18 protein-coding genes are annotated in these 26,791 nt (G+C 70.7%); 8 read left to right on the forward strand and 10 right to left on the reverse strand.

Translation table 11 applies throughout. The features are described 5' to 3' along the window. Positions 1-378 precede the first annotated feature (378 nt). The 3 genes from AC2D9U_RS13295 to AC2D9U_RS13305 all read right to left on the reverse strand — a co-directional run bounded on the left by AC2D9U_RS13295 (position 379) and on the right by AC2D9U_RS13305 (position 3,363). Positions 379-1,347, reverse strand: a complete 969-nt coding sequence (locus tag AC2D9U_RS13295; RefSeq protein WP_484749704.1) for a tripartite tricarboxylate transporter substrate-binding protein — start codon at positions 1,345-1,347, stop codon at positions 379-381. Positions 1,348-1,431: 84 nt separating this feature from the next. After that, positions 1,432-2,400: a tripartite tricarboxylate transporter substrate binding protein gene (locus AC2D9U_RS13300; protein ID WP_484749705.1), complete on the reverse strand. Its 969-nt coding sequence runs from the start codon at positions 2,398-2,400 to the stop codon at positions 1,432-1,434. 54 nt (positions 2,401-2,454) lie between these two features. After that, on the reverse strand, positions 2,455-3,363 hold the full coding sequence (locus AC2D9U_RS13305) for a LysR family transcriptional regulator (RefSeq protein WP_484749707.1): 909 nt from the start codon (positions 3,361-3,363) through the stop codon (positions 2,455-2,457). Positions 3,364-3,473: 110 nt separating this feature from the next. Between AC2D9U_RS13305 and AC2D9U_RS13310 the strand changes: the two genes are divergently transcribed. Continuing rightward, positions 3,474-3,731, forward strand: a complete 258-nt coding sequence (locus tag AC2D9U_RS13310) for a DUF1127 domain-containing protein (protein ID WP_484749709.1) — start codon at positions 3,474-3,476, stop codon at positions 3,729-3,731. Positions 3,732-4,289: 558 nt separating this feature from the next. Here AC2D9U_RS13310 and AC2D9U_RS13315 read toward each other — a convergent pair. Next, positions 4,290-6,269 (reverse strand): PhoX family protein, encoded by a 1,980-nt coding sequence (locus tag AC2D9U_RS13315; protein WP_484749711.1) that lies wholly within the window; start codon positions 6,267-6,269, stop codon positions 4,290-4,292. Positions 6,270-6,461: 192 nt separating this feature from the next. On the opposite strand from AC2D9U_RS13315, the gene AC2D9U_RS13320 reads away from it, so the two are divergent. Beyond that, a complete protein-coding gene (locus AC2D9U_RS13320; protein WP_484749713.1) occupies positions 6,462-8,492 on the forward strand; it encodes a PhoX family protein in 2,031 nt (676 codons plus the stop codon). Between the two features lie 33 nt (positions 8,493-8,525). Here the strand turns inward: AC2D9U_RS13320 and AC2D9U_RS13325 are convergent, their stop codons facing one another. Continuing rightward, a complete protein-coding gene (locus AC2D9U_RS13325; protein ID WP_484749715.1) occupies positions 8,526-10,130 on the reverse strand; it encodes a PhoX family protein in 1,605 nt (534 codons plus the stop codon). Further along, positions 10,127-12,433 (reverse strand): molybdopterin-dependent oxidoreductase, encoded by a 2,307-nt coding sequence (locus tag AC2D9U_RS13330; RefSeq protein ID WP_484749717.1) that lies wholly within the window; start codon positions 12,431-12,433, stop codon positions 10,127-10,129. The genes AC2D9U_RS13325 and AC2D9U_RS13330 overlap by 4 nt, the downstream gene beginning before the upstream one ends. Positions 12,434-12,573: 140 nt before the next feature. Between AC2D9U_RS13330 and AC2D9U_RS13335 the strand changes: the two genes are divergently transcribed. From AC2D9U_RS13335 to AC2D9U_RS13345, 3 genes are all read left to right on the forward strand, one after another. Beyond that, positions 12,574-13,968 carry an aspartate aminotransferase family protein gene (locus AC2D9U_RS13335; protein ID WP_484749718.1) on the forward strand — a complete coding sequence of 465 codons (1,395 nt, stop codon included), beginning with the start codon at positions 12,574-12,576 and terminating at the stop codon, positions 13,966-13,968. A gap of 393 nt (positions 13,969-14,361) precedes the next feature. Beyond that, a complete protein-coding gene (locus AC2D9U_RS13340) occupies positions 14,362-17,046 on the forward strand; it encodes a hypothetical protein (RefSeq protein ID WP_484749720.1) in 2,685 nt (894 codons plus the stop codon). 274 nt (positions 17,047-17,320) lie between these two features. Next, complete coding sequence (locus AC2D9U_RS13345; protein WP_484749722.1) at positions 17,321-20,578, forward strand: S8 family serine peptidase; 3,258 nt, start codon at positions 17,321-17,323, stop codon at positions 20,576-20,578. A gap of 33 nt (positions 20,579-20,611) precedes the next feature. On the opposite strand, the gene AC2D9U_RS13350 is transcribed toward AC2D9U_RS13345, so the two are convergent. Then, positions 20,612-21,571, reverse strand: coding sequence for a polyprenyl synthetase family protein (locus AC2D9U_RS13350; RefSeq protein ID WP_484750301.1), 960 nt, complete (start codon positions 21,569-21,571; stop codon positions 20,612-20,614). A gap of 157 nt (positions 21,572-21,728) precedes the next feature. Between AC2D9U_RS13350 and AC2D9U_RS13355 the strand changes: the two genes are divergently transcribed. Together AC2D9U_RS13355 and AC2D9U_RS13360 are read left to right on the forward strand one after the other, a co-directional pair. Then, a complete protein-coding gene (locus tag AC2D9U_RS13355) occupies positions 21,729-21,947 on the forward strand; it encodes a putative signal transducing protein (protein ID WP_484749724.1) in 219 nt (72 codons plus the stop codon). Beyond that, positions 21,944-22,669 carry a tRNA1(Val) (adenine(37)-N6)-methyltransferase gene (locus AC2D9U_RS13360; protein WP_484749726.1) on the forward strand — a complete coding sequence of 242 codons (726 nt, stop codon included), beginning with the start codon at positions 21,944-21,946 and terminating at the stop codon, positions 22,667-22,669. The genes AC2D9U_RS13355 and AC2D9U_RS13360 overlap by 4 nt, the downstream gene beginning before the upstream one ends. Here the strand turns inward: AC2D9U_RS13360 and AC2D9U_RS13365 are convergent. Genes AC2D9U_RS13365 through AC2D9U_RS13375 form a run of 3 tightly spaced genes read right to left on the reverse strand, consistent with a single transcriptional unit; the run spans position 22,666 to position 25,459 of the window. Further along, a complete protein-coding gene (locus AC2D9U_RS13365; protein WP_484749728.1) occupies positions 22,666-23,718 on the reverse strand; it encodes an NAD(P)/FAD-dependent oxidoreductase in 1,053 nt (350 codons plus the stop codon). The two genes, AC2D9U_RS13360 and AC2D9U_RS13365, sit on opposite strands and share 4 nt — an antisense overlap. Beyond that, positions 23,715-24,386, reverse strand: a complete 672-nt coding sequence (locus AC2D9U_RS13370) for a methyltransferase domain-containing protein (protein WP_484749731.1) — start codon at positions 24,384-24,386, stop codon at positions 23,715-23,717. The genes AC2D9U_RS13365 and AC2D9U_RS13370 overlap by 4 nt, the downstream gene beginning before the upstream one ends. 14 nt (positions 24,387-24,400) lie before the next feature. Continuing rightward, positions 24,401-25,459: a type III polyketide synthase gene (locus AC2D9U_RS13375; protein WP_484749733.1), complete on the reverse strand. Its 1,059-nt coding sequence runs from the start codon at positions 25,457-25,459 to the stop codon at positions 24,401-24,403. 84 nt (positions 25,460-25,543) lie between these two features. Between AC2D9U_RS13375 and AC2D9U_RS13380 the strand changes: the two genes are divergently transcribed. Beyond that, entirely contained in the window at positions 25,544-26,785 is a 1,242-nt protein-coding gene (locus AC2D9U_RS13380; RefSeq protein ID WP_484749735.1) for an Hsp70 family protein, read from the forward strand. Positions 26,786-26,791: the final 6 nt, after the last annotated feature.

Below are 26,791 nucleotides of genomic sequence, written 5' to 3' on the forward strand. Positions count from 1 at the left end.
ATCAACCCTTCGGGCCAATAACCAAAAGATCAGAAGAACAACCTTCTTCCCTCAATCAGATGCACAGCTTGAATGAACACCGGGGACAAAAATCACCGTGACCCTTGGAGGCCTCGGTGTGTTTGATCCCGAACCCGCTACTCGGCGGGCCAAAGAACCTAGCGACTGTCTCGCTTCGGATCAAGTGGCCACCGCGTCTCGGTGGCGGGTTTCTATGCGGGGACGGCCCCCCTGTCAAACCCCCCGCCGCACCGCGTGACAGACGCGTGAAACTGCTCGAAATCGCCTTGTTTCTCAGAGCCTTGATGAAAACCGGGGCGGCAAAGGCGTCGCCGCCCCGGCAAAAATCTTCGACAAAATCCTGTGGATAAGCCGCGATCAGCTGTCCGCCCGGATGTTGTTCTGCCGGATCACGTTGCCCCAGCGCTCGATCTCATTGGCGACGAAGCTGCGCGCCACCTCGGGCGTCGAGGCGACGATGTCGCAGCCCTGCTCCTCGATCCGCGACTTCACCTCGGGCTCGCGCAGCACCTGGGTGATGGCGGCGTGCATCCGGTCCAGGATCGGCTGGGGCGTGCCGGCGCGGCCGAACAGCGCCCACCAGGTGGGTGCCTCGAAATCGCCGAAGCCCTGCTGCGCGAAGCTCGGCGCGCCCGGCACGTGCCGGCTCTCCGTCCGCGTGGTGACACCGAGCGGGCGCAGCGTGCCGGCCCGGATGTGCTGGGAGACGATGACCACATTCGTCATGAACAGCGGTACTTCATTCGCCACCGCCGCCGTCACGGCCGGCCCGCCGCCGCGATAGGGCACATGGGTCAGGCGGAAATTGTTCTGCTGCTGCAGGAGCGTGGTCGCGATATGCGCGAGGCCGCCGGTGCCTGAGGTCGCGTAGTTCCAGCGGTCGGGCTCGCGCCGTGCGGCCTCGACCACGTCGCGGAAGGAGCGGAAGGGGGTCGAGCTGTGCGCCACCATGGCCAGCGGGCCCGTCGCGGCCAGCGTCACCGGCACGAAGGCGTCCAGCGTGCGGTAGCTCAGGCGCATCAGCGTCTGGTTCGGACCCTCATTGTCGTACTGGAACATCCAGGTGTAGCCGTCGGGCGCCGCGCGCGCCGCCTCGGCCGCGCCGATGGCGCCCGAGGCGCCGCCGCGGTTCTCGATCACGATGGGCTGGCCCAGCGTGGCGCCAAGCCGCTGCTGGAAGAGTCGCGCGATGGTGTCGGTCGAGCCCCCCGGCGCCCAGGGCACAATGAGGCGCACCGGCCTCTCCGGCCAGGCAGTCTGCGCCCGCAGGATCGAGGGCGCGGCGATCCCGGCCGCGGCCAGGCCGAGCAGAAGGCGGCGTTCCATGTGTATCTCCCCTTGTCTTGGTGCGGCGAGCAAGTGCCTTCACCCCACCAGGCCTGCAAGGCCCCTGTCCGCCCCGCCCCCCGTTCAGCTCTCGGCGCGGATGTTGTTGTCGCGAATCACCGCGCCCCATTTCTCGATCTCGGCCCGCACGAAGGCCTCGGTCTGGGCGGGGGTCGAGGCGACGATGTCCGCCCCCTGGTCGTTCATCCGGGCCTGCACGGCGGGGTCCTGCAGGGCGAGCGCCACCGCCTGCTGCATGCGCGCCACGATCGGCGCCGGGGTGCGGGCGGGGGCGGCGAGCAGCCAATAGGTCAGCGCCTCGAAATCCGCGAAACCTTGCTGCGCGAAGGGCACAACGCCCGGCAGGAAACGGCTTTCGGTCTTCTGCGTGATGCCGAGCGGACGCAGGCTGCCCGCCCGGATGTGGTTGAGGATGATGACGATGTTCGACATGAACAGCGGCACATGGCCGGCCAGCGCATCCTGCAGCGCCGGTCCGCCGCCGCGATAAGGCACGTGTTCGAGCTGGAAACCGCCGCGCTGCTGCAACAGCACGGTGGCGATGTGCGCCCCGCTTCCTGCCCCCGTGGTGGCGTAGGTCAGGGCGTTCGGCCGCGCCCGGGCGGCGGCGACCATCTGCTGGAAGTTCTGGAAGGGCTGCTGCGGATGCGCGACCAGCGCATAAGGACAGGTGCCGATCACGGTGCAGAAGGCGAAGGCCTCCATCACCCGATAGGGCAATTGCATCAGCGTCTCGTTGGTCGCCAGCGCGTCATTGGCCAGCAGCCACGTATAGCCATCCGGCGCCGCGCGCGCGACTTCCGTGGAGCCGACCGAGCCCGAAGCGCCACCGCGATTGTCGACCACGACGGTGCGGCCCAGCAACTCGCTCAAGCGCGGCTGGAGGATGCGCGCCACGGTGTCGTTGGAGCCACCGGGCGGGAAGTTCACGACAATGCGGACGGAGCGATCGGGCCAGGTACCCTGTGCCCGGGCGATCCCTGGCATCGCGAGTCCGGCCAAGCCGGCGCCGAGCAGTGACCTGCGTTCCATCGCGTGATCCTCCTTGTCCGTTTGGTGCCATTGCGGCACGGCGCGGGCGCAGGATCAAGCAGCTTGCGACAGGCCCTCCGCGGCGCGGGCGAAACCTTCCGCGATGTGGCTCGCCAGGGCATCGGCCGCGGGCACGCCCAGCGCGGCTTCGTGGCGCAGCAGCAGGATGCCCATCTCCGGCAAGGGCGGCAGGCCCTCGGCCTCGCCGAGCCAGGCCAGCCCCTGCGGCAAGGTGGTGGGCGTGCTGACGGTGAGCGCGAGGCCGGCCAGCGCCACCGTGAAGCAGCCGGTCTGGGTCGCCGAATTATAGGTGACGCGCCAGGCCCGCCCGGCCCCACGCAGCGCGCCGAGGGCCGCGTTGCGCCAGGGGCAGGCGGAATCGGGCAAGGCGAGGGCGAGCGGCAGCGGGTCACGCCGGTGCAACCCGTGGCGCGGGCTGCCCACCCAGCGCAGCGGGCCGCGCCAGATTCGCTGCGCCAGCACGCCCGGCGCCTCATGCCCCTCGGTCATGAGCGTCATGTCGAGCCGCCCGTCGCGGAAGCGATCGGCCAGGGCGTCGGAGTTGAGGCAGGTGACGTCGAGCTCCACAGCCGGATGCGTCTCGGCGAAGCGGGCCAGGATGCCGGGCAGCCAGTTCAGCGCGTAGTCGTCCGGCGTGCCGAGCCGCACCGTGCCGACCATGGGTGGGGCACGGAAATTGGCGATGATCTCGTCATTGATCGCCAGCAGCGCGCGCGCGCGCTCGAGCAGCCAGGCGCCCTGCGGCGTGGTCTGCACGCCCTTGGGGGTGCGCGTCAGCAGCGGGTGTCCCAGCACCTCCTCGAGCCGTCGGATCTGCATGGAAATGGCCGATTGCGTGCGACCGACGCGTTCGGCGGCGCGGGTGAAGGACCCGCCCTCGACGATCAGGACGAAGCTGCGGAGCAGATCGGCATCGAGGCCGGGGGGAAGCGGCAGGGGCATGGCGCCGAACATCAGTGATGTTGATGCCCAACGTCAATACAACTCGTTTTACTGATGCCACACACTCGGCGAAGCTGCGTGCGTTCCCACAGACGAAAGGATTGGAACCCATGTCCGGATTCACCCTCACCCCCGGCTCCCTGCGGCGCAGCATCGGCGCCACGGCGCCGCGCGGCCGTGTCGAGGGCGCGCAGATCGGCGGCTGGCTGGCCTGGATGGCCACGGCGCTGCGGACCATCAGCACCCGCCGGGCCCTGGCGGAGATGGATGAGCGCATGCTGAAGGACATCGGCGTGTCGCGTGGCGATGCCCTGGTCGAGGCCTCCCGCGCCCCCTGGGATCTCGGCCAGCCCTGCCACCGGCGATAGGGCAATAGCGTTCAGATGGGTCGCGGCGCTGCCGCGACGCTGAACGCATTTCTCGCCCTAAATTCAATAACTTATAGAGCACGAGCTGCGTTCATCAGAACGCAGCGTGCTCTAGAGCAATATGCGTTCAGATGGGTCGCGGCGCTGCCGCGACGCTGAACGCATTTCTTGCTCTAGATTCAATAACTTCTAGAGCACGGGCTGCGTTCATCAGAACGCAGCGTGCTCTGGGGGCTGTCCGCCCCGTCGGACGGATCTCGCGCCCCGTGGCCTGCTGTTTCCAGCAGGCTGCGGGCAAAGCGGGATGGCGAGGATGGGCGAGCGAATGTTCGGGGAAGACAGGTCGGCGCGCCGCCACGATGTGGTTCATCGTGGCAAGTCGCCGGACGCCTCTTGCGCGGAAAGGCGCCGCGAAGCCGACCCATCCCGCCTTTCCGCAGCCTGCACGAGCTCGGACGATCCGGCCGGATCGATCTCGTGCTCTGGAGGCCGTTGATTCTACGGCATGACATCAGCAGTCACGGCATCGATGCCTGCTGATGGCGCTGCCGGCCGGCCTCAGCCGCCGATCTCACCCCCGTCGCGCTTGACGATGGCGATGATGGAGGGCCGGGGCGGCTGGCCGGCGATGAAATCCGGCCAGCGGGTCGAGGGCCGCTCATAGGTGCTGCCGGGATCCTCGCCGGGGTGCTGGATCGCCAGGAACAGCGTGCGGTCATCGGGCGTGAAGCAGGGACCGCAGACCTCCGCCCCGGTCGGCGCCTGGTAGAACAGCCGCGTCAGCCCCCGCCCATAGCCGGCCGTATCCGCCGCCCAGATGCCATCCGCGATGCCGGCCGCCGCCGGCGCGCCGTCCGTCGAGATCCAGGCGCGGCCCTTGCTGTCGAAGGCCACGTTGTCGGGGCAGGAGAGCCAGCCGCCGGTCTCGCTGGTGGCGCGGTGATAGCGCGTGCCCGGATCGATGCCGGGCTTGCCGGCGGCGATGAAGACCTCCCACCGCGCCTCGGTCGCGGCGTGGTCGACCTGCGCGGTGCCCGCGCCGGGCGGGATCACCTCCACCACATGGCCGTGGATGTTGGCCGCCCGCGGATTGGCCGGGCCGGCCTGCGCGGCCGTGCGGGAGGAATTGTTGGTGAGCATGACATAGACGCGCCCGTTCACCTTATTGGTCTCGACATCCTCGGGCCGGTCCATCGGCGTCGCGCCCAGCAGCGTTGCGGCCCGCCGCGCCTCGATCACCACATCGGCCTGGCTGGCAAAGTTGTTCTCCGGCGTCAGCGGGCCCTGGCCGAAGACCAGCGGCAGCCAGCGCATCCGCCCCTGCTCGGCGAATTGCGCGACATAGAGCGTGCCCTCATCCATCAGGTCGCGGTTGGCCGCACGGTCATTGGGGTTCCAGGGCCGGGCGGTGACGAATTTGTAGAGGAACTCCATCCGCTCATCATCGCCCATGTAGAACACGACGCGGCCATCGGCGCTGATCGCATGCGTCGCGCCCTCATGCTTGAAGCGGCCCAGCGCGGTGCGCTTCACCGGCACGCTGTTGGGGTCATAGGGGTCGAACTCCACCACCCAGCCGAAGCGGTTGGGCTCATTCGGTTCGCTGTCCAGGTTGAAGCGCGCGAAGTGGCGGTGCCAGGCATAGGTGGGTTCGGCGCGGATACCGTAGCGGCGATAATTCGGCGCCTCGGCGCCCGTCGTGGCGGCGGCGCCACCGAAATAGTTGTTGAAGTTCTCCTCGGCCGTGATGACCGTGCCCCAGGGCGTGTTGCCGCCGGCGCAGTTGTTCAGCGTGCCGAGCACGCGCGTGCCGGTCGGGTCGGCATTGGTGCGCAGGCGCGGATGGCCGGCGGCCGGGCCGGAGATGCGCATCGGCGTCTCCATGGTGATGCGCCGGTTCATCGCGCCGCCGGGCACGGCGCGCCAGGTGCCGCCCTCCTTCTTCACCTCGACCACGGTCATGCCATGGGCGGCGATCTCGATGGCGGCCTGGGCCGCGTTGGTGCGGCCACGCGAGGCGCTGCCCGAGCCGAGCCCGGGGAACATCAGGTTGGTGTTGGTGTATTCGTGGTTGACGCAGAGCAGCCCGTGCTCGCTGTTGCGGCTGCCGGCGGGCAGCGGCCAGTAGTCGAGATAGTCGTTGTTGTAGCCGAACTGCATCGCCTGGCGCTCGGCGCTCTGGGCGCTGGGGTCATAGGCGGGCGCGCCGGCCAGCACCGGGTCGCCCCAGCGGATCACGACCTGCTTCTCATAGCCCTCGGCCACCGAATCGGTCTGGCTGAGCTGGTGGCGCAGCTCGGGGAAGGTGAGGCTGGAGGGCCCGCCCGTCATCGGCACCGCCATCTGCGCCGCGGCTTCCTGCACCAGCGTCTCGGTCAGCGCGACGGCGGCCCCGGCCCCGGCCAGGCCGCGCAGGGCGGCGCGGCGGGTCAGCCGCGCCGCGATCATGCTGCCGAGGCTCGGGCCGGGATCGGGATTCACCCCGATATCCTCGAGCTCGACACCCTCCGGCAGGGGCGTGGCGGTATGGTCGGTCATCGCGTTTCCCTCCATCGCCTGACACGGAACTGTCATGGCTTTGTCACATTGCACGGCCAGCGCGCCGCGCGGTCAAGCGGATGCGTGGGGGCGCCGGCACATGTCATCGCGCCGTCACATCAGTGACCGCCGCGTGACATGGACGATTGGTAACGGTCATCCGGTACCTATTGCCTGCCAGGAAAGACGCCCATGCCCGACGACCTGAACCGCCACAGCCCCGACGACGTGTCCGGCGACGAACCGCTCTCCAACACCTCCGCCAACGCCTATTTCGGCGACATCCTGGCCAGCCGCCGCGCCCTGCTGGCGGGCAGCATCGGCACCGCCATCGCCGGCTTCCTCGGCACCGCCGACAAGGCCGAGGCCTTCACCCCCGCCCAGCCCGCCCCGGGCGGCCCGACGATGGGCTTCAAGGCCATCCCGGTGAACAACGCCGATACGGTGGTGGTGCCCGAAGGCTACCGCGTGCAGGTGATCCTGCCGCAGGGCACGCCGCTCGATGGCTCGGTGCCCGCGCGCGCCCTGCCCGACCAGACCGGCGCCGACGCCGCCCTCACCGTGGGCGCGCATCATGACGGCATGCATTTCTTCCCCATCGAGGGGCGTGAGCCCGACCAGGGCAGCAACACCGACGGGCTTCTGGTGCTGAACCACGAATACATCGAGCCGCGCTTCATGCATGCCCGCGCGCGCGGCCTGTCGCTGAACAGCGGCCGCATGCCGCTGGTCGCCGGGGCCAAGCCGGCCGATGAGGCGCTGAAGGAGATCCACGCCCATGGAGTCTCCATCGTGCGCATCGCGAAGCAGCCCTCGGGCGACTGGGCGATCGTGGCCGACCCGCGCAACCGCCGCGTCCATGGCGCGACGCCCATGGAGATCGCCGGGCCCGCCCGCGGCCATGCGCTGCTGCGCACGAAGTACAGCCCCGAGGGCACGCGCACGCGCGGCACGCTGAACAATTGCGCGCATGGCGTGACACCCTGGAACACCTACCTCACCTGCGAGGAGAACTGGGCCGGCTACTTCGTCAACCGCGACCAGCGGGAGGGCCGCCCTGCCCTGCCGCGCGAGCATGCCCGCTACGGCGTGCCCACCGGCCAGTCGCGCTACAACTGGGACCAGGTGGCCGGCGAGGAGGACCAGTTCATCCGCTTCGATGTCTCCACCAAGGCCGCCGAGGCGACGCAGGATTACCGCAACGAGGTCAACGCCTTCGGCTGGGTGGTCGAGATCGACCCCTTCAACCCGGCGGCCATGCCGGTGAAGCGCACCGCGCTCGGCCGCTTCGCGCATGAGGGCGTGGTCTTCGCCCCGGCGCGCGAGGGCCGCCCCGTGGTCGCCTATGCAGGCTGCGACAGCCAGTTCGAGTACATCTACAAATTCGTCTCCGCCCGGCCCTTCAGCCGCGCCACGGCGAATGGCAGCCTGCTGGATGAGGGCACGCTCTACGCGGCGAAGTTCAACGCCGACGGCACGGGCGAGTGGCTGCCGCTGGTACAGGGCCGCGGCCCGCTGACCGCGGCCAACGGCTTCGCCGACCAGGGCGAGGTGCTGGTGAACACGCGCCTCGCCGCCGATGCGGTGGGGGCGACGAAGATGGACCGGCCGGAATGGGGCTCGGTCGATCCGCGCAACGGCATGGTCTATTTCACCCTGACCAACAATTCGCGCCGCACGGCCGAGAATGCCGAGCCCGCCAACCCGCGCGCGCGCAACATCTTCGGCCACATCATCCGCTGGCGCGAGGCGGGCGACGACCACGCCGCCACCAGCTTCCGCTGGGACATCTTCCTCTTCGCCGGCGACGAGGCGAGCGGGCGCATCGCCGACCGCGCGCTGACGGCCGACAATATCCATGGCTGCCCCGATGGCTTGTGGTTCGACGCCGCCGGGCGCCTGTGGATCCAGACCGACATCGGCGAGGCCGAGCAGAATCGCGGCCCGCACGCGGTGTTCGGCAACAACCAGATGCTCTGCGCCAACCCCGATACGGGCGAGATGCGCCGCTTCCTGGCCGGGCCCACGGGCCAGGAGATCACGGGCGTCGTCACCACGCCGGACATGCGCACCATGTTCGTCAATGTGCAGCACCCGGGGGCGACCACGACGGCCGCGGATTGGGCGGCCGGGCGCACCAACAGCAGCTTCCCCGGCGGCGGCACGCCCCGCTCGGCGACGCTGGTCATCACCAAGGCGGATGGCGGCATCATCGGCAGCTGAGGCCGAGACGCCGGTGCGGCTGGGGCGTGGCCCTCAGCCGCCGACGGGCGGGCCCGCCGTCCGGCCCAGCACCACCACGGCGCTGCGCGGCGGCGTGCGCGGCTCGAAGGCGGGCCAGCGTGTCGCCGGGCGATCGAAGCTCGCCCCCGGCTCGGCACCCGGCGTGCGCACCACCACCAGCGCGGCGTCGCCCTCCGGCGTCAGGGCCACGCCGCCGATCCCCGCCGCGCGCGGGGCGCCATAGACCGGCATCGGCAGGCCGCGCCCCGGCCCGTCCAGGTCGCAGACGAAGAGCGCGTCCGGCTGGCTGCCCGGCTGGCCGCGCCGGTCCGTGCCGATCCACAGCCGCCCGCGCGCATCGGCCATCAGCGTCGTGGGCTGGCGCGGCAGCGTGCCGGTCACCGGCAGGTTGCGCCCGTAAAGCCCGCCCTCATTCACCTGGCCCGCCAGGAACAGCACCTCGCCGGGCAGGCGCGGCGCGGCAAGGTCGCCGCTGAACTCCAGCACGAAGCCGGGCGAGGTGCCGGCCCGCGCATGGAAGAAATCGAGCTCCCCCGGCCCGCGCTGCCCACCGCGGCTTGCCAGCAGCAGGCGCGGCCGACGCGGATCGAGGGCGAGGCCCGCGATGTTGTCGAAGGCACTCGCCCCCAGTGCCAGCGCCGCCCCCTCGGGATCCAGCGCCGCGCTGGCCGGCAGGTCGCGCCAGAGAAGGGCGTTGTCCTCAATCCGCGCGACGCTGAGCGTGCCGGAATCGAGCGCGCCGGGCTCCGCCGCCGGCCCCGCCGAGAGGAAGCGGTAGAGCCGCCCGCGCGGGCGCCCATCGGCCAGGAACACCACGGCGCGGCCGCTCGCCGTCACCCCCGCCGCCACCGCCTGCGCGCCGATGCGGCCCAGCGCCGTGCGCTTGGCGGGCACGCTCTGCGGGTCGAGCGGGTCGAGCTCCACCACCCAGCCGAAGCGCGCCGGCTCGCGGAAGCGCTGGTCGAGCGAGGCGAGGCGATCGAGCCAGGGGCCGGGGCTGGGCTCGGGCAGCAGCAGGCTGCCCCAGGGCGTGGCGCAGCCACCCGCCGGGCCGACCAGCCCCTGCACGCTGGCCCCGCCGCCGCCGCTCGCCGCCGCGATGGCGGAGACGGCCGGGCCGGTGACGCGGCAGAGCGTGTCGATGCCGATGCGCCGGCTCTGGAAGCCGCCATCCACCAGCACCCAGCGCCCGCCTTGCTGTTCGAGGTTGAGGACCGAAACCCCCGCCATCGCCGCCGCCAGGGCCGGCCGGTCGCGCCCCGGCGGGACGGCCATGGCGCCATCCACCTCGGGATGCGCGATGCCGAGCACGAGCCGCCTGACCCCATCCGCCGCCAGCGGCGGCGCCACCAGGCCCGCGAGGCGCGCATCCCAGCCGAACTGCGCGGCCGCGGCCTCGGGCGTCGGGCTGCGCGGTTCCCAGGGGGGCGCGTCGAAGGTCACGCGGTCGCCCCAGCGGATCAGCATCTCCCGCCGATGGCCGGGGGCGACCCAGTCATCCGGGCGCAGCGGCAGGACGGCCGGGCGCAAATCGAGGGTGGTGATCTGCGCCTGCGCCGGCAGCGCCAGCCCCGCGGCGCCCAGCGCCAGCAGGGCGCGGCGCGGCAGGGCGCTCACGGGGCCTGCGCGCCGGGCGGCGGCGCGTGCACGGTGACGGGCGGCAGCGGGCCTTCCCAGGCCGCGATCTCCACCAGGCAGGATTGCGCCGCCGAGCCCTGGCCGAGGCGCGAGGTGCCGACATCCTGCGTCAGCACATTCGGGTTGCCATGCAGGCAGGCGCTGTCGGTGGCGCCGGGCGCGGCCGGGTTCCACCAGGCGCCGGTCGCCATGGCGACGACGCCGGGGCGGATCTCATCGGTCACGCGCAGCCCGGCGGCGACGGCGCCGCGCGCGTTGAAGACGCGCACGACCTGCCCATCGGCAAGCCCCCGCGCGGCGGCATCGGCGGGGTTCATGCGGATCGGCTCGCGCCCGTCGATCTTGTCGGCGGCGGCGACGCGGCCCGGGTCAAGCTGCCCATGCAGGCGCGTCGCCGGCTGGAAGCTGAGCAGATGCAGCGGGTAGTCCTTGGCCAGCGGCGCGCCGAGATATTCGGTCGGCTCGTGCCAGACGGCATGGCCGGGGACCTCGGCATAGCCGAAGCTGGCGATGGTCTCGGAATAGATCTCGACCTTGCCGGAGGGCGTGTTCAGCGGGTTCGCCACCGGGTCGGCGGCGAAATCGGCGAATTGCACATAGGGCTCGGCCGGCGCGGGGATCTCGACGAAGCCGCGATCCCAGAACTCGGCGAAATCCGGCACGGCGATGTCCTGCGCCGCGCAGGCCTGTCGCCAGCGGCCATAGAGATGCTGCAGCCAGGCCATCTCGTCGCGCTGCTCGGTGAACTGGGCGCGGAAGCCCGCGGCCTCGGCGAGGTCGGCGAAGATGTCCACGTCGTTGCGCGCCTGGCCGACCGGCGCGATGGCCTGGTGCATGGCGCGCACGAAGCGATCGCGCGAGGCCGAGCCGATATCGTTGCGCTCGAGCGTGGTGGTGGCGGGCAGCACGATGTCGGCATGGCGCGCCACCGCGGTCCACCAGGGCTCCTGCACCACCACCGTATCGGCGCGGTTCCACCCCCGCAGCAGCCGCCCCAGATCCTGGTGGTGATGGAAGGGGTTGCCGCCGGCCCACCAGATCATGCGGATGTCGGGCAGCAGCAGGTCGCGGCCATTGTATTGCAGGATCTCGCCCGGGCGTTCGAGCAGCTCTGTGACGCGCGAGACGGGGATATAGGCGCCGCAGGGATTCTTCACCGAGGGCCCGCCGACCGAGGGCACCTCATGCCGTGGCGTGCCGATGCCGTTCATGCTGCCATAGCCGAAGGCGATGCCCTGCCCCGGCTTGCCGATGCCCCCCAGCATCGCCGCGAAGGCGGTGAGCGCCCACCAGGGCTGCTCGCCATGCTCGGCGCGCTGGATCGACCAGGTGGCGGTGCACATGGTGGGCTTGGCCGCGGCCTCGATGGCAAGGCGGCGGATGGTCTCGGCCGGGACCTCGGTGATGGCGGCGGCCCATTCGGGCGTCTTGGGGATGCCGTCCGTGAGGCCACGCACATACTCGGAAAAACGCTCATAGCCGACGGTGCAGCGGGCGAGGTAGGCGCGGTCCTCCAGCCCCTGCTCGATCAGCACATGGGCCATGGCGAAGACCAGCGCGGCGTCGGTGTTGGGGCGGATCGGCACCCATTCCGCGCCAAGGAACTCCGCCACATCGCCGCGGAAGGGCGAGATGTTGACGAAGCGCACGCCGGCGGCGGCGGCGGCCTTCATCAGCGGCACATATTCATGCCCGCCGGCGCCGCCCGACGTCACCAGCCCGTTCTTCAGCGGCAGGCCGCCGATGCACAGCATCAGCTTCGTGTGCTTCGCGATGCTGCCCCAATCCGTGACCGGGCCCTGGATGACCTCGTTGGTGCCCAGGATATGGGGCATCAGCGTCATGCCCGCGCCGTAGGAATAGTTCGTCACCTGCGCCGTGAAGCCGCCCGCCATGCCGAGGTAGCGGTGCAGCTGCGTGCGCGCATGGTGGTAGCGCCCGGCCGAGGACCAGCCATAGGACCCGCCCAGGACCGAGGCCGCGCCATGCTCGGCGCGTATCCGGGCGGATTCCTCGGCGACAAGCCGGATGGCGGTATCCCAGGGGAGCGGCACGAAATCATCGCCGCCGCGCGAGCTTCCGCGCCGCTCGCCGCGCAGCCAGCCGGCGCGCGCATAGGGCTGGTCCACCCGGACCTTGGCGTGCACCACATCGGGCATGGAGGAGAGCAGCGAGCCCGGGAAGGGATCGCGCGCGAAGGGACGCGCCTCGACGAAGCGGCCGCGCTCCACCACCGCCTCGAAGGCGCCCCAATGCGAACCCTGCGGCTTGATCTCGGTCATGGCTGGTATCCCGGCGAAGCAACGCGCCCATTTGACGCTTTCGCGCGCTGATCGCAACTGCGGCCGCGCCCCGCTTACATGCCCGCGAAACTGGTCTAGGCTTCGCCCGACACCCCGCCGTCGAGGAAGAGAAGCGCGCCATGACCCCCCCCCGGAATTCCAACGCCGCCCGTGACATCGCGAACGTACTGCATCCGTATACCGACCATCGCGCGCATGCGAAGAACGGTCCGCTGGTGATCAACCGCGGCGAGGGCGTGAAGGTCTGGGACGACCAGGGCAAGGAGTACATCGAGGCCGTGGCCGGGCTGTGGTGCGCCTCGCTCGGCTTCGACAACAAGCGGCTGGTCGAGGCCGCCTACGCGCAGATGAAGAAGCTGCCCTTCTACCACTCGTTCACCGCCAAATCGAACGAGCCGATGATCGACCTCAGCGAGATGCTGATCGAGCGTTCGCCCTGCCCGATGAGCAAGGTGTTCTACGCCAACAGCGGGTCGGAGGCGAACGACACCGCGATGAAGATGATCTGGTACTACAACAACGCGGTGGGGCGGCCGAACAAGAAGAAGATCATTTCGCGGCTGAAGGCCTATCACGGCATCACCATCGCCTCGGGTTCGCTCACCGGGCTGCCGGTGAACCACAAGATGTTCGACCTGCCGATCGCGGGCGTCATCCATGTCTCGACGCCGCACCACTACCACAGCGCGCTGCCCGGCGAGTCCGAGCAGGAATTCTCCACCCGCCTCGCCGCCGAGTTGGAGGAGACGATCCTTCGCGAAGGCCCCGAGACGGTGGCCGCCTTCTGGGCCGAACCCGCCATGGGCGCGGGCGGCGTCATGCTGCCGCCAGAGGGCTATTTCGAGAAGATCCAGGCGGTGCTGCGCAAGTATGACGTGCTGTTCGTGGCGGATGAGGTGATCTGCGGCTTCGGGCGCACGGGCAACTACTGGGGCTGCCAGACCTTCGGGATCACGCCCGACATCATCACCTGCGCCAAGGCGCTCTCGGCCAGCTTCCTGCCGATCAGCGCCATCATCATCAATGACCGCATCTTCCAGGGCCTGGCGGATGGCAGCGCCACCATCGGCACCTGGGGCCATGGCTTCACCTATTCGGGCCATCCCGTGGCGGCCGCCGTGGCGGTCGAGACGCTGAAGATCTACGACGAGATGGACATCGTCAGCCATGTCCGGAAGGTCGGTACGCGGATGCAGGCCGGGCTGCGCGCGCGCTTCGCGGACCATCCGCTGATCGGCGAGGTGCGCGGCATCGGCATGGTCGGCGCGATCGAGTTCGTGGCCGACAAGGCCAGCCACAAGAACTTCGACCCCGCCCTGAAGATCGGCCCGCGCATGGTGAAGGCGGGCGAGGAAGCCGGCGTGATCCTGCGCGGCCTGGCGAACGACACCATCGCCTTCTCGCCGCCGCTGATCATGACCGAGGCCGAGGTGGATGAGATGATCGATCGCACCGGCCGCGCGCTGGATGCGCTCACGGTGCAGCTGCGCCGCGAGAGCCTGACGCTGGTTTAATCCCTCGCAGGCCGCACCGCCCCTGGCCGGGGGCGGTGCGACCCGGCAGCCCTGCCTGAAGGTGCGTGCGGGCTTTCGCGCAAGGCAGGACCGCGTGCCACCAGAATCCGGCCCATCCCGACACGCCGCCGAGCCCTTCTTGAGTGGGGCCACCGCGCCGCCGGCCCCCCCTTTCTCCGAAGCCAGGCTTCCGGCCGTCCGCCGCAAGCTCGGCCACCGGCTGGTCGGCGCCGGCCTTGTCGTCCCTCGGCATGATGGTCGTTGCCAATTCCGTTCGCGCAGCGATAGGCTGCATGCCAGATCACCAAAAACGATCGGCCAATTGGGAAACATTATTTCTTTTCCTGCGACTTCACCTTCCACCCGCTCGGCTGGTCATGACGGAGACCGCGCATGCCCACCATCAGCGACATCACCGTCACGCCGCTTGGCCCGCTGGAGGGGCCGCATCACCTGCGGGTGTCCTCCAACCGCGACGGGACCCAGAACGGCAACGCGCTGGGCGGAGACATCTCGGCCGACGGGCGCTTCGTGGTGTTCATCAGCACCTCATCGAACATGGTGGCAGGCGACACCAACGGCACCGCCGACATCTTCCGCAAGGACCTGCTGACAGGCGTCGTGGAGCTGGTCTCCTGCACCGCGGCGGGCGTGATCGGCGATGGGATCAGCGGCCTCGCGGCCGGCCCGACCGGCGTGGGTGCCAGCAACTGGTCCATGCCGACCATCTCCGAGAATGGCCGCTATGTCGGCTTCGTCAGCGCCGCGCAGAACCTCCCCGGCGCCGTGGCGGGCGTCATCAGCGGCTATGTGAAGGACATGGCGCTCGGCACGGTGTTCAACCTGTCGCAGCCACTCGGCATCTCGATCGGCCAGCCGAGCCCGAGCATCAGCACGGTCAGCATGGGGGCGGATGGGCGCGCGCGGGTCCAGCTGGAGAATGTCCCCCTCGGCACGCCGGAGTTCTGGCAGCTCAACGTCGCGCCCGGCTACGCCTATACGGTCGGGCCGCTGCCGCTGAATCCGGGACTTCCGCAATTCTTCGGCAATTACGGCCATGGCCGGCCGGCGCCGACGCTGGGCGGGGCCATCGGCGTGGTGGCCGGCTGGGACGTGCCGACGGCGCATCTGCTGTCCTGGACGCTCGAAAACATTCCCGCGCTCGGCGACAGCAACGGGCTCGGCGACGTGATCCTCACCGGGCCTGCCGGCGCGCGCGTCATCTCCCGCCAGCTCAGCGGACCCGGCGGCGGCCCGCCCGCGGAGTCCGACCAGGTCTCCTATCCCGGCTTCCTCTCCATCGACGGGCGTGTCGCCACCTTCTTCACCGATGCCACCAACATCGACGCCGGCGCCGCGGCAGCGGGCGGCGGTGGCGTGATCGTGACCGCGCCGAGCACCGTCTGGGCCTATGTGGCGCCGAGCGACGCCGCCATCGCCGCGCGCGACGATGCCATCGCCGACAACCGCACCGCCGCCCTCTCCTTCGGCCTCACCGACGCCACGCGCTTCCGGGCAAGCTGGGGCGATGGCACCGTCATCACCGGCTCGACCGGCGATGCGAACCAACTCCGCCTCGAGAAGACCTACGCGGCGAATGGCAGCTACTTCGTCTCGGTGCGGCTCGACGGGCCGGGCGGCATGGTGATCGAGAGCACCCGTCTGCACCTGCTCGACCGCGCGACCGCGCAGACGCTGATCGGCACCAACCACCGCGACATCGTCTTTGCCGGCGATCAGAGCGACCAGATCGAGACCCGCAACGGCAATGATGTGATCCATGCGGGCGCAGGGAACGACACCATCATTGCCGGCGCCGGCGCGGACACGGTCTTCGGCGGCGCGGGCGACGACACCTTCGTGGATGGGCGGGGCCTCTCTTTTCCCGACCACTACATCGGCGGCCTCGGGATCAACCGCGTGACCTACGCGACCACGCGCGAGGCCATGCAGATCTACCTGGACGGGGAACCGCTCGCCCACGGGGCCGCGGTCGCCGGACGGGCCACGGTCCTCACGCCCGGCGGCCCTGTCACGGACAGGCTCTATGACATCCAGAACGTCAACGGTGGCGACGGCGAGAACCTGATCTTCGGCTCCGAGGCCGACAACGTCATCATCGGAGGGCGGCGCGGCGACTACATCGAGGGCAAGGGCGGGGATGACAGCCTCGTCGGCCTTGCTGGCAACGATGTGCTGCGCAGCGGCACGGGCAATGACACGCTGGACGGTGGCGAGGGCAACGACCTGCTGATCCTGACCGGCGGACAGTCGGTCGCGCGTGGCGGTGCGGGCGCCAACGCCCTCTTTTTCGACTATGGCGGCAGCGTGGACGACAATGCGGTCTGGGTCGTCGATCTCTCCGCCGGCACCGCGACGCGCGCAGCGGATGGCGCGCTGATCACCCTGAGCGGCACCTTCGAGGAGATCGGGGGGCACCGAGGGCTGGAGGTGCATGGGACCGCGGCGCGCGAGACCTTCCTGCTCAGCTCCTATGCCTCCGTCTTCCACGGCAATGGCGGTGTGGACACGCTCTCCGCCCGTACCATCACCAACGGGGTGCTGATCGACGCCAGCACGGCGATCGGCACGGCGGAACTCGTGTGGGGCGGTCGGGAAGGCGGCGGGCCGACGCAGTTCACGGGAATCCGGATCCTGGAAGGCGGAGATGGCGACGACACGCTGATCGGCTCGGCCGCGGGCAACCGGCTCGCCGGCGGCCTCGGCAATGACGTGCTCGAGGCACTGGGTGGTGCGGATCGGCTGGAGGGTGGATGGGGCGCCGATGCCTTCGTGCTCGGGCTCTACGCGACCCCCGACCTGATCGCGGATTTCGCCTCCGGCACCGACCAGCTCTGGCTCTACGCAGCCGATTTCGGCCTTGCGGCGGGTGGGCTGGATCCGGCCTTGCTCACCTTCGGGGCCGTGGCGGTGGGGGCGCAGGCGCAATTCGTCTTCGATGGCGCAACGCGCCTGCTCTCCTGGGACGCGGACGGAGAGGGCGCGCAGGCTGCCACCCATCTTGCTCTGCTGCAGCCTGGAGCAACCCTGGCGGTGGGCGACTTTCTCATCATCTGAGAAGGGTTTCGCCACCTGCCGCAAGCGCACCTGCCGCCGTGAGGAGGCTGCAGCGCCGCGACTGCCTCACGGTGGTTTGATCGCTTGCGCGGAGCAGCGCTGCGCGTCGGAGCGGTGCGAACCATGGGACTCATTTACAGGCGTGGCGCGGGGTAGCAGGCTCCCTCCGGCGTGGAGGCGAGCGGCGCACCCCTTCGAATGCCGCACTGCCTGTTGGAGTTGAGCCATGACATCCTTCTTCCCGTCGGATCCTCTGGCGCCGGAACAATGGCATTTGTTGCGACTGGGGAATATACAACGCATCTGGTCGGAGTTCACGGGGCTTGGCGTGCTGGTCGGCGTCTATGACGACGGCATCCAGTTCACGCATCCCGACCTCAATGAAAATTACGACCCGACGCAGCATGTGACGATCGGGGCGACCGTCTACGACGGCGTGAATGTCCTGCCCATCGACGGCCATGGCACCGCCGTGGCGGGCTTGATCGCGGCCGAGAACAATGGCGTGGGCACGGTCGGCATCGCCTTCGGCGCCAAGGTCACCGGCGTCAACATCTTCGATAACGCCAGCGATCTGTTCATCAATGCCGCCACCCCGACCGGCTTCTACGAGGCCATCGCGCAGTCCACCCGCTTCGACATCGTGAACAATTCCTGGGGTTCCCAGCCGGGCTTCGCGGCTTTTCAGAGCCTGGACGTCGCTGGCAGCTTCGCCGCGCTGACCAATGCCGGCTGGGCGAGTGCGGCCGCCACAGGGCGCGGCGGGCTTGGCACCGTCGTCGTGAAATCCGCCGGCAATGACAGCAGGGACGCGCAGGGCGATGGACTCAACGCCGGTCGCTTCACCATCACAGTCGCTGCGCTGGGCGACAGCGGCTTCGCCGCCTCCTACTCCAACCATGGCGCCAATGTGCTGGTTGCGGCACCGGGCAACGAGTTCGCCAGCAATGGCGGCCTGGGCATCGTCACCACCGACCTGCTGGGCACGGATGGCTACAATCTGCGCGCCGACAGCCTCGCGAATGCGGATTACACGGATGATTTCGGTGGCACCTCGGCCGCCGGGCCCATCGTCGCCGCCGTGGTGGCGCTGATGCTCGACGCCAACCCGAACCTGGGCTGGCGCGACGTGCAGAACATCCTGGCCGCCTCCGCCACCCATACCGGCAGTGGCTTCAACGCCGCCAGCCTCACCGGCACCTTCGAGAACGGCTTCTGGTACTTCAACAAGGCCGACACCTGGAACGGGGGGGGCATGCACGCCCATGCCAATTACGGCTACGGCGCGCTCAACGCCTACAACGCCGTGCGCATGGCGGAAGTCTGGACCCTGTTCGGCCCGGCCCAGACCTCGGCGAATGAAGTGTCCGTGACCAGCGGCCTCCTGACCGGCCCCGTCGCACTGCCAGACCTCACCTCGGTCCCCATCTCGATCGCCGTGCCGGGCGTGATCGAGATCGAGCATGTCAGCCTGACCGTCACCTTCACCCATTCGAACTTCATCGACCTCGACTTCTACCTCACCTCCGCCGAGGGCACCGTGGTGCGGCTGCTGGATGGCACGGCCGGCTCCACCACCAGCGCATCCACCGGGCTGACCTGGACCTTCGGCATCGACACGCTGCGCGGCGAGATCTCGAACGGCAGTTGGACCCTGACCGTGGACGATGTCGTGGGCGGCAATGCCGGTGTGCTGGCCTCCGTGTCCTTGACCGCCTATGGCCGCGACGTGCCGGTGCACGACGTGTTCCACTTCACAGATGAGTACGCCGCCCTCGCCTTTCTGGACGGGCAGAACACCCGGCGCACCATCACCGATGCCGATGGCGGGACCGACTGGGTGAATGCGGCGGCCGTCAGCACGGGCAGCGTCATCAACCTCAATCCGAACGCCTATTCCTCGATCGCGGGCGGCAGCGTGCGGACCGGCGCGACCGGCCTCCTCGAGAACGCGATCGGCGGCGACGGCAACGACCTGATCATCGGCAATGCCGCGGCCAACGAACTGCGCGGCATGCGCGGCAAGGACACGATGCGTGGCGGCCTGGGCAACGACATCTATGTCGTGGACGACGCCGCCGACGTGGTGACTGAGGTCGCGGGCGGCGGCAGCGACACGGTGCGCAGCAGCGTCAGCTACACCCTCGCCGCCGATACCCTCATCGAGCGGCTGGAGACCACCGATTCGCTCGGCGGCGCGCTCATCAACCTGAGCGGCAACAATTTCAACCAGACGCTGGTCGGCAACTCCGCCGGCAATACGCTGAACGGCTTCAACGGGCGTGACGTGCTGCGCGGCCTCGCGGGGGATGACAGCCTCGATGGCGGCGGCGGCAATGACGACCTCATCGGCGGCACGGGCAACGACACGCTGATCGGCGGCGCCGGCGCCGATGATCTGCGCGGCGAGGCCGGCACGCGCGACGTCGCCTCCTACGCCGGCGCGACGGCGGTGCAGATCGCCCTCGATGGCAGCCTTGCCTTCACCAATGACGCGCTTGGCGATGTCCTGACCGGTATCGAGGACCTCTGGGGCTCCGGCCTGGGCGACACGCTGGTGGGCGATGGCGGGGCGAACCTGCTTGCCGGCTTCGACGGTGCGGACCTGCTGCGCGGCCAGGCCGGCGACGACACGCTGCAGGGCGGCCTGGGTGCGGATACGCTCACCGGCGGCCTGGGCAAGGACCTTCTGGCCGGCGGCGAGGGGGCGGACCGCTTCATCTGGACTGCCGCGAGCGAGAGCGCGCCGGTGTCCACGAGCCGCGACGTGGTGGCTGATTTCACGCTGGGCGACCTGATCGATTTCTCCGCCTTCGATGCCAATGCGCTGCTGGGCGGCCTGCAATCCTTCATCTATCGCGGCGTCACTGCCAACCTCGCCAATGCCAATGCGCAGGAGCTGTGGTCCTACAGCTTCGGTGGCAGCAGCTATCTCATCGGCGGCATCGATGCGGGCGCGACCCGCGACTTCCAGATCGAGTTCAGCGGCCTGGTCAGCTTCTCCGCCGCGAGCTTTCTTGGCGTGAACGCCCAGCTTCAAGGCAGCGGCACGCGCGACACCATGCTCGGCGCGGCGGGTGCGGACACGCTGGACGGCGCGGGCGGCGACGACGTGCTGCGCGGCGGCGCGGGGGCGGATTCGCTGGTCGGCGGCTCGGGCCGGGACACGATCACAGGGGGCGAGGGCAAGGACCACATGGCCGGCGGGCTCGGCAATGACGTCTTCGTCTGGACCGCGGTGACCGAGAGCCAGCCCACCACGACGGGCCGCGACGTGATCACGGACTGGGCCCTGGGCGACCTGCTGGACCTCTCTGCCATCGACGCCGATGTGTCGTTGGCTGGCAAGCAGGATTTCGTCTTCGCCGGCACCACCAGCACGCCGAGCGCGGCCGGGGCGGGGCAGATCTTCGTCTTCCAGTTCGCCGGCAACACCTTTGCGAGTTGCGGCATCGATGGCGATGGCGTCCGCGACATGTTGATCGAGCTGACCGGCCTGCACACGCTGACCGCGGACAGCTTCATCGTCTGAGGCCCGCGCGCCACCGCGGGCGGGTGGCGCAAGCTACCGCGCGCGGCTGATGCAGAACTCGACGATGCCGGCGAGCGCGCGGCGCGGCGCGCCATCCGGGAAGAGCTCCAGCCCCGCCAGCGCCGCATCGCCATAGGCGCGCGCGCGCTTGACCGTATCGGCGAAGGCGCCGTGCTTCTGCATCAGCGCGATCGCGCGCGGCAGGTCTGCCTCGTTCTGCTCCCCCTCTTCCAGCGTGCGACGCCAGAAGGCGCGCTCCTCCTCGTCGCCACGCTGGAAGGCGAGCAGCACGGGCAGGGTGATCTTGCCCTCGCGGAAATCGTCGCCGACGGTCTTGCCCAGGCTCTCCTGCGTCGCGGAGTAGTCCAGCGCGTCGTCGATCAGCTGGAAGGCCACGCCGAGATTATGCCCATAGGCCCGCAGCGCCTTCTGCTGCGCGGGCGCGCAGCCGGCGACGATGGCGCCCACCTCGGCCGAGGCGGCGAAGAGCGCGGCGGTCTTGCCCTCGATCACCGCCAGGTACTGCTCCTCGGTGCTCGAGGTGTCGTTCTGGGTGATGAGCTGCAGCACCTCGCCTTCCGCGATGGTGGCGGAGGCGCCGGAGAGGATGCCCAGCACCTCGAGCGAGCCGTCCTCGACCATCAGCTCGAAGGCGCGGGCGAAGAGGAAATCGCCGACCAGCACGCTGGCCTGGTTGCCGAACAGCGCGTTCGCGCTGGCCTGGCCGCGGCGCAGCGCGCTTTCATCGACCACATCGTCATGCAGCAGCGTCGCGGTGTGGATGAACTCGATGCAGGAGGCGAGCGCCACATGCCGCTGGCCCTCGGTGTAGCCGCCGAGCTTGGCGGCCGCGAGGGTGAGCAACGGGCGCAGCCGCTTGCCGCCGGCGGCGACGATATGCGCGCCGATCTGCGGGATGAGCGCGACGGGGCTGTGCATGCGCGCCACGATCAGCCGGTTGCAGGCCTCCAGATCCTCCGCCACCAGCGCCATCAGCGCGGCGAGGGCATCCTCGCCAGAGGCCTGGCTGGTGGTGGCAGGGGCATTCGGCGCTTCGGACAGCGGCACGCGATCTTGACCTCGGTTCAGGGGACGGCAACTTAGCTACCGCTCCAGATGGGGACAAGCTGGCGGGGGGAAAGCGCCTGGCATGCGCGTGCTGCTCGCCACCACCAACCCGATCCGCCTGAGCTTCCTGGTCGCGCTGCTGCGCGATGCGGGCTTCGCGCCCGTGGTGCTCGACCAGCACATCAGCGCGCTGGAGGGCGGCATCGGCGCCTTCCCCCGCCGCCTCGCCGTGCCGGAGGACGAGTTCAGCCGCGCCTGCCGCGTGCTGCGGGACGCCGGCGAGTCGGAGGGGCTCCTTTGACTGGCCTTGAGTACAGCGAGGACCGGCTGCTCGGGGGCCGCGTGCGCCTGCGCCAGCCCCGGGAAGGCCTGCGCGCGGGGCATGACGCCGTGCTGCTCGCCGCCGCCGTGCCGGCGAAGCCCGGGCAGGTGGTGCTGGAACTCGGCTGCGGCAGCGGGGCGGCCTTTCTCTGCCTGATGGCGCGCGTGCCCGATCTGCGCGTGGTGGCGGTGGAGCGCGCGCCGCTTCTTGCCGCCCTCGCACGCGAGAATGCGGCGCTGAACGGCGTGGCGGAGCGGGTGCAGGTGATCGAGGGCGACATCGCGGACCCGGCGCTCCGCCGCGCCCTGCCGCGCGTCGCGCATGGTTTCGCGAACCCGCCCTATTGGCCGTCCGGCACCGCCCCACCCGAGGCGCTGCGCCGCGAGGCGACGCATGAGGGTGAGGCCGCGCTCGCGGATTGGGCGGCCTGCCTCGGCGCCACCGTGGCCCATGGCGGGAGCGCGACGCTGGTGCTGCCCGCGGCGCGCTTCGCCGAAGGGCTGGCCGCCCTGACCGCGGCGCGCTTCGGCAGCCTCGCGCTGCTGCCGCTCTGGCCCAGGCCGGGCACGCCCGCCAAGCGCGTGCTGCTGGCCGGGCGCGCCGGCGGCAAGGGGCCGGCGCGGGTGCTGCCGGGGCTGACCCTGCATGGCGATGCGCAGGCCGAGGCGGTGCTGCGCGAGGCCGCGGCGCTGGCATTTTAACTCACCCGCATCCGCCCCGCCGCATGGCGCGCAAGCCCCGGCGCGAGGCCCACGCCCGCCACCAGCAACCCCGGCGCGCGGCCGATCAACGCGGCGATCCCGCCGGCGAGGCGCATCGGTCCCGCCACCCGCGCCGCCCAGGCCGCCCCCTGCCCGGCCTCCTCGCCCGCCAGGATCGCCTCGGCCGCGCGGATGCCGGAATCGAGCGCCATGGCGATGCCGTCGCCGCAGAGCGAAGGGATCACCGCCGCCTGGTCGCCGAGCCGCATCAGGCCCGGCGGCCCGCCGCCCGGGTGGCGGTAGCCATAGGGCACCCCCGCCACCGCCAGCGGCCGCGCCAGACCCGGCACCGCCCCCGCCAGCATGCGCCGCGCCAGCGCCGAACCCGCCCGCACATGATCCAGAAATCCCGCGGAATCCCGCGCCAGACCGGCGAAGCCCGGGTCGAGCGCGGCGCAGAGATTGGCCCCGCCGCCGGGGCGCGGCTGCAGCCCGGCATAGCCCCCCGCGCAGGCCAGCAGCAGCACCGCACCCCCCGTCTCCACGCCGCGCAGCGGCAGTTTGAGGCCGAGCGCCCCGCCGCGCGGCCCGCGCGCCAGCCCGCGCAGCTCATGCTTGCCGGTGGCGAGCAGCACCCGCGCCGCCTGCATCTCCCGCCCATCGACAAGCCGCACATGCCAGCCCGGCCGCGCCGCCAGCGCCGCCACGCCGCGCCGCACCTCGGCGCCCGCGGCCTCGGCCGCCCGCAGCAGCGCGGCATCCAGGGTCAGGCGCGGCAGGCCCAGCGCGGTGAAGGGCAGCGCGAAGCCGGCCTCGCGCTGGCCCGATGCCAGCCGGCCCGCGGTGATCGGCACGCCGCCCAGCGCCGCCGCATCCAGGCCAAGCCGGGCCAGCAGCGCCTGCGCATCGCCGCCGAGGAATTCGCCGCAGACCTTCTCGCGCACCTCGGCGTCACGCTCGATGAGGCAGACAGGGTGGCCGGCGCGGGCCAGGGTGATCGCCGCCGCGCAGCCCGCCGGGCCGCCGCCGAGGATCAGCGTCGGGCTCATCCCGAGCCGGGACCCGAGACCGCCCAGCGGAAGGGGAAGGTCCAGCGCACCTCGGCGTCCATCCCCGCCGCGCCGAGCAGCCGCGCCCAATCGCCCCGCGTGAAGGCGCGGTTCACCGAGACCGGGCCGTCATGGCTCACCATCGGATGCATCCGCAAAAGCCGCGTGCCGGCCCAGACCACCGCCCAGACGAACCAGTTGCGGTGCAGGTCGAGGATCAGCCAGCCCTCCCGCGCATGGCGGCGCAGCCAGGGCAGGAAGCGCAGCATGGCCGCATCATCCAGGTGATGCGCGAAGAGCGAGCAGATCACCACGTCGAAGCGTTCCTGCTCCGGCAGGTCGAAGAGGTCGCCGGTGATCCAGCGGCCGGGCGTGCCGGCGGCCTTCGCATAGGTCTCGGCCCAGGGGCTGATGTCGAGCCCGCAGAGTTCCACCGCGATCCCGCGCCGCGCGCCCCAGGCGGCGATGCCGCGCAGCGAATCCCCCCCACCGGCGCCGACATCGAGCACGCTGAGCCGGGTCAGCCCCCGCGCCGCCACGAGCCGGTCCAGATAGGCGTCGAGCGGCCGCTGCGAGCCCGCCCAGCGATTCATGCGCGAGAGATCGGCCAGGGCCGCGGCGAAATCGGCCTCGCTGTTCGCGGGGTCGTCCATGATCTCGGGGGCCATGTTGCGCGGCATGGTCAGGCAGCCGTGAAGCGCATGGCCTCGGCCGAGAGGCCGGGGCCGAAGGCCAGGGCGCAGCCCGCGCCGGGCCGGCCCGCGCGCAGCATCCGGTCGAGCACGAAGAGCACGGTGGCAGAGGACATGTTGCCATACTCTTCGAGCACGGCCCGGCTGGTGGCAAGCATGCCCTCGGGCAGGCTCAACCCGTGCTCGACCGCATCGAGGATGCTCCGCCCGCCCGGATGCACCGCCCAATGCGCGATGTCGGCCACCGCCGCGCCGGCCAGCATCTCGTCCTGCCAATCGGGCAGCGCATGCGCGAGCGTGAAGGGCACCATGCCCGAGAGCGTCATGTCGAAGCCCTGGTCGCCGATGCGCCAGGTGATGTGCTCGGGCGTGGCGGGCAGGATGACGGAGGCGAAGCCATCGAGCCGCAGCCCCCTGGGCTCGGCGCTGACGATCGCCGCCGCGCAGCCATCGGCAAACAGCAGGAAGCCCAGCAATTGCTCCAGCGCCGCCGTGTCCTGCAGATGCAGCGTGCAGAGCTCCAGGCAGACCACCAGCACCCGCGCGCGCGGCGCGCTGCGGGCGATGTGCCAGGCGAGCTTCAGCGCGTTGAGCGCCGCCTGGCAGCCCATGAAGCCCACCATCGTGCGCTCGACGCGGGGCGAGAGGCCGAAGCGCGCGATGATGTGCCGATCGAGCCCCGGGGCGAGCAGCCCGGTGCAACTCGCCACGATCAGATGGGTGATGCGCGGGGCTTCGGCCGCGATGTCGAGCGCCAGAAGCGCGGCTTCGGCGAGGCCCGGCGCCTCGGCCTCATAGCGCTGCATCCGTGCACGCGTCGTGGGAAAGGCCCCACCCTGCCGGTAGAAGCCGCAGACCGTGCCCGAACCCTCGGGTGCGGAGGGCGCCAGCACCGAGAAGCGCGTGCGGATATCGGCGCGCCGCTCCAGCCGCGCGAAGGCCAGCGCGTCGCGCGGCGGCACCTGGGCGCGCGCGAAGGCGCTGAAGGCGCCATGCACCTGATGCCGGGGCACCGCGGTCGCGATGCGGTTGAGGAACACATCGCCCATCCGCGCAGAAGTGGGGGCCCGGCCCCGCTTGCCAAGCGCGCGCGAAGCCGCTTGAAGGCTGCCCCCTCCCCTTCCGGCATCCCCATGCGCCCCGTCATCGGCATCGACTTCGGCACGACCAACAGCGTCGTCACCGCCTTGCGGCCGGATGGCAGCACGGTGGTGCTGCGCCATGCGACGGAGGATGTGTTCCGCTCCGTGCTCTGCTTCTGGACCGACGCGCAGGGCCGCACGCGCCAGGATGCCGGGCCGCGGGGCATCGAGGCCTATCTGGAGGACCCGCTGGGCAGCCGGCTCATCATGTCGATGAAGAGCTACCTGGCGCAGCGCAGCTTCAACGAGACGCGCATCTTCGGCCGCGCCTATGCGCTGGAGCGGCTGGTCGGGCTGTTCCTGCGCGACCTGCTGGCCCCCTTCGCGGCCGAATTGGCGGAGGCACGCATCGTCGTGGGCCGGCCCGTGCGCTTCGTCGGCGAGAGCGCCGAGGACGCGCTGGGCGAGCGCCGGCTGGTCGCGGGCTTTGCCGAGGCCGGGCTGCCCGCCGTGCAACTCGCGCTGGAACCCGCCGCAGCAGGGCATCGTTTCGCACGCGACCTCGACCATCCGGCGACCGTGCTGGTCGCGGATTTCGGCGGCGGCACCAGCGATTTCTCGGTGCTGCGCTTCACCCCCGGCGCGCCCGCGCGCGTCGCCGCGCTGGGCCATGCGGGCGTGGGCGTGGCGGGGGATGCCTTCGACTACCGGATCATCGATCGCGTGGTCTCGCCGCTGCTCGGCAAGGGCGGCAGCTACCGCGTGACGGGCACGGATCTGCCCATCCCGCCCGCCTGGTACACCAGCTTCGCGCGCTGGCATCTGCTGTCGCTGATGCGCGCGCCGAAGGTCCTGCGGGATATCGAGACGGTGGCCCGCACCGCCGATCATCCCGAGCAACTGCACCGGCTGGTACGGCTGGTGAAGGATGAGGCGGGCTATGCGCTCTACCGCGCCGTCTCCGCCGCCAAGGCGGATCTCTCGCGCGCGGAGCACGCGACGCTGCGCTTCCACCACGCCGATTTCACCGTGGAGGCGGAGATCGCGCGCCACGATTTCGAGGGCTGGATCGCCCCGGAACTCGCGCGCATCGGCGCGGCGGTGGAGGCCGCGCTGGCCGACGCGGCCACCCCGGCCGAGCGCATCGACCGCGTCTTCCTCACCGGCGGCACCTCGCTCGTCCCTGCCGTGCGGCGCCTCTTCGAGCAGCGCTTCGGTGCGGCGCGCGTGACGGCGGGGGGCGAGTTCGTCTCGGTCGCGGAAGGCCTCGCCCTGATCGGCGCGGCGGAATGAGCCGGC

Source organism: Roseomonas sp. TF40 (assembly GCF_057219975.1).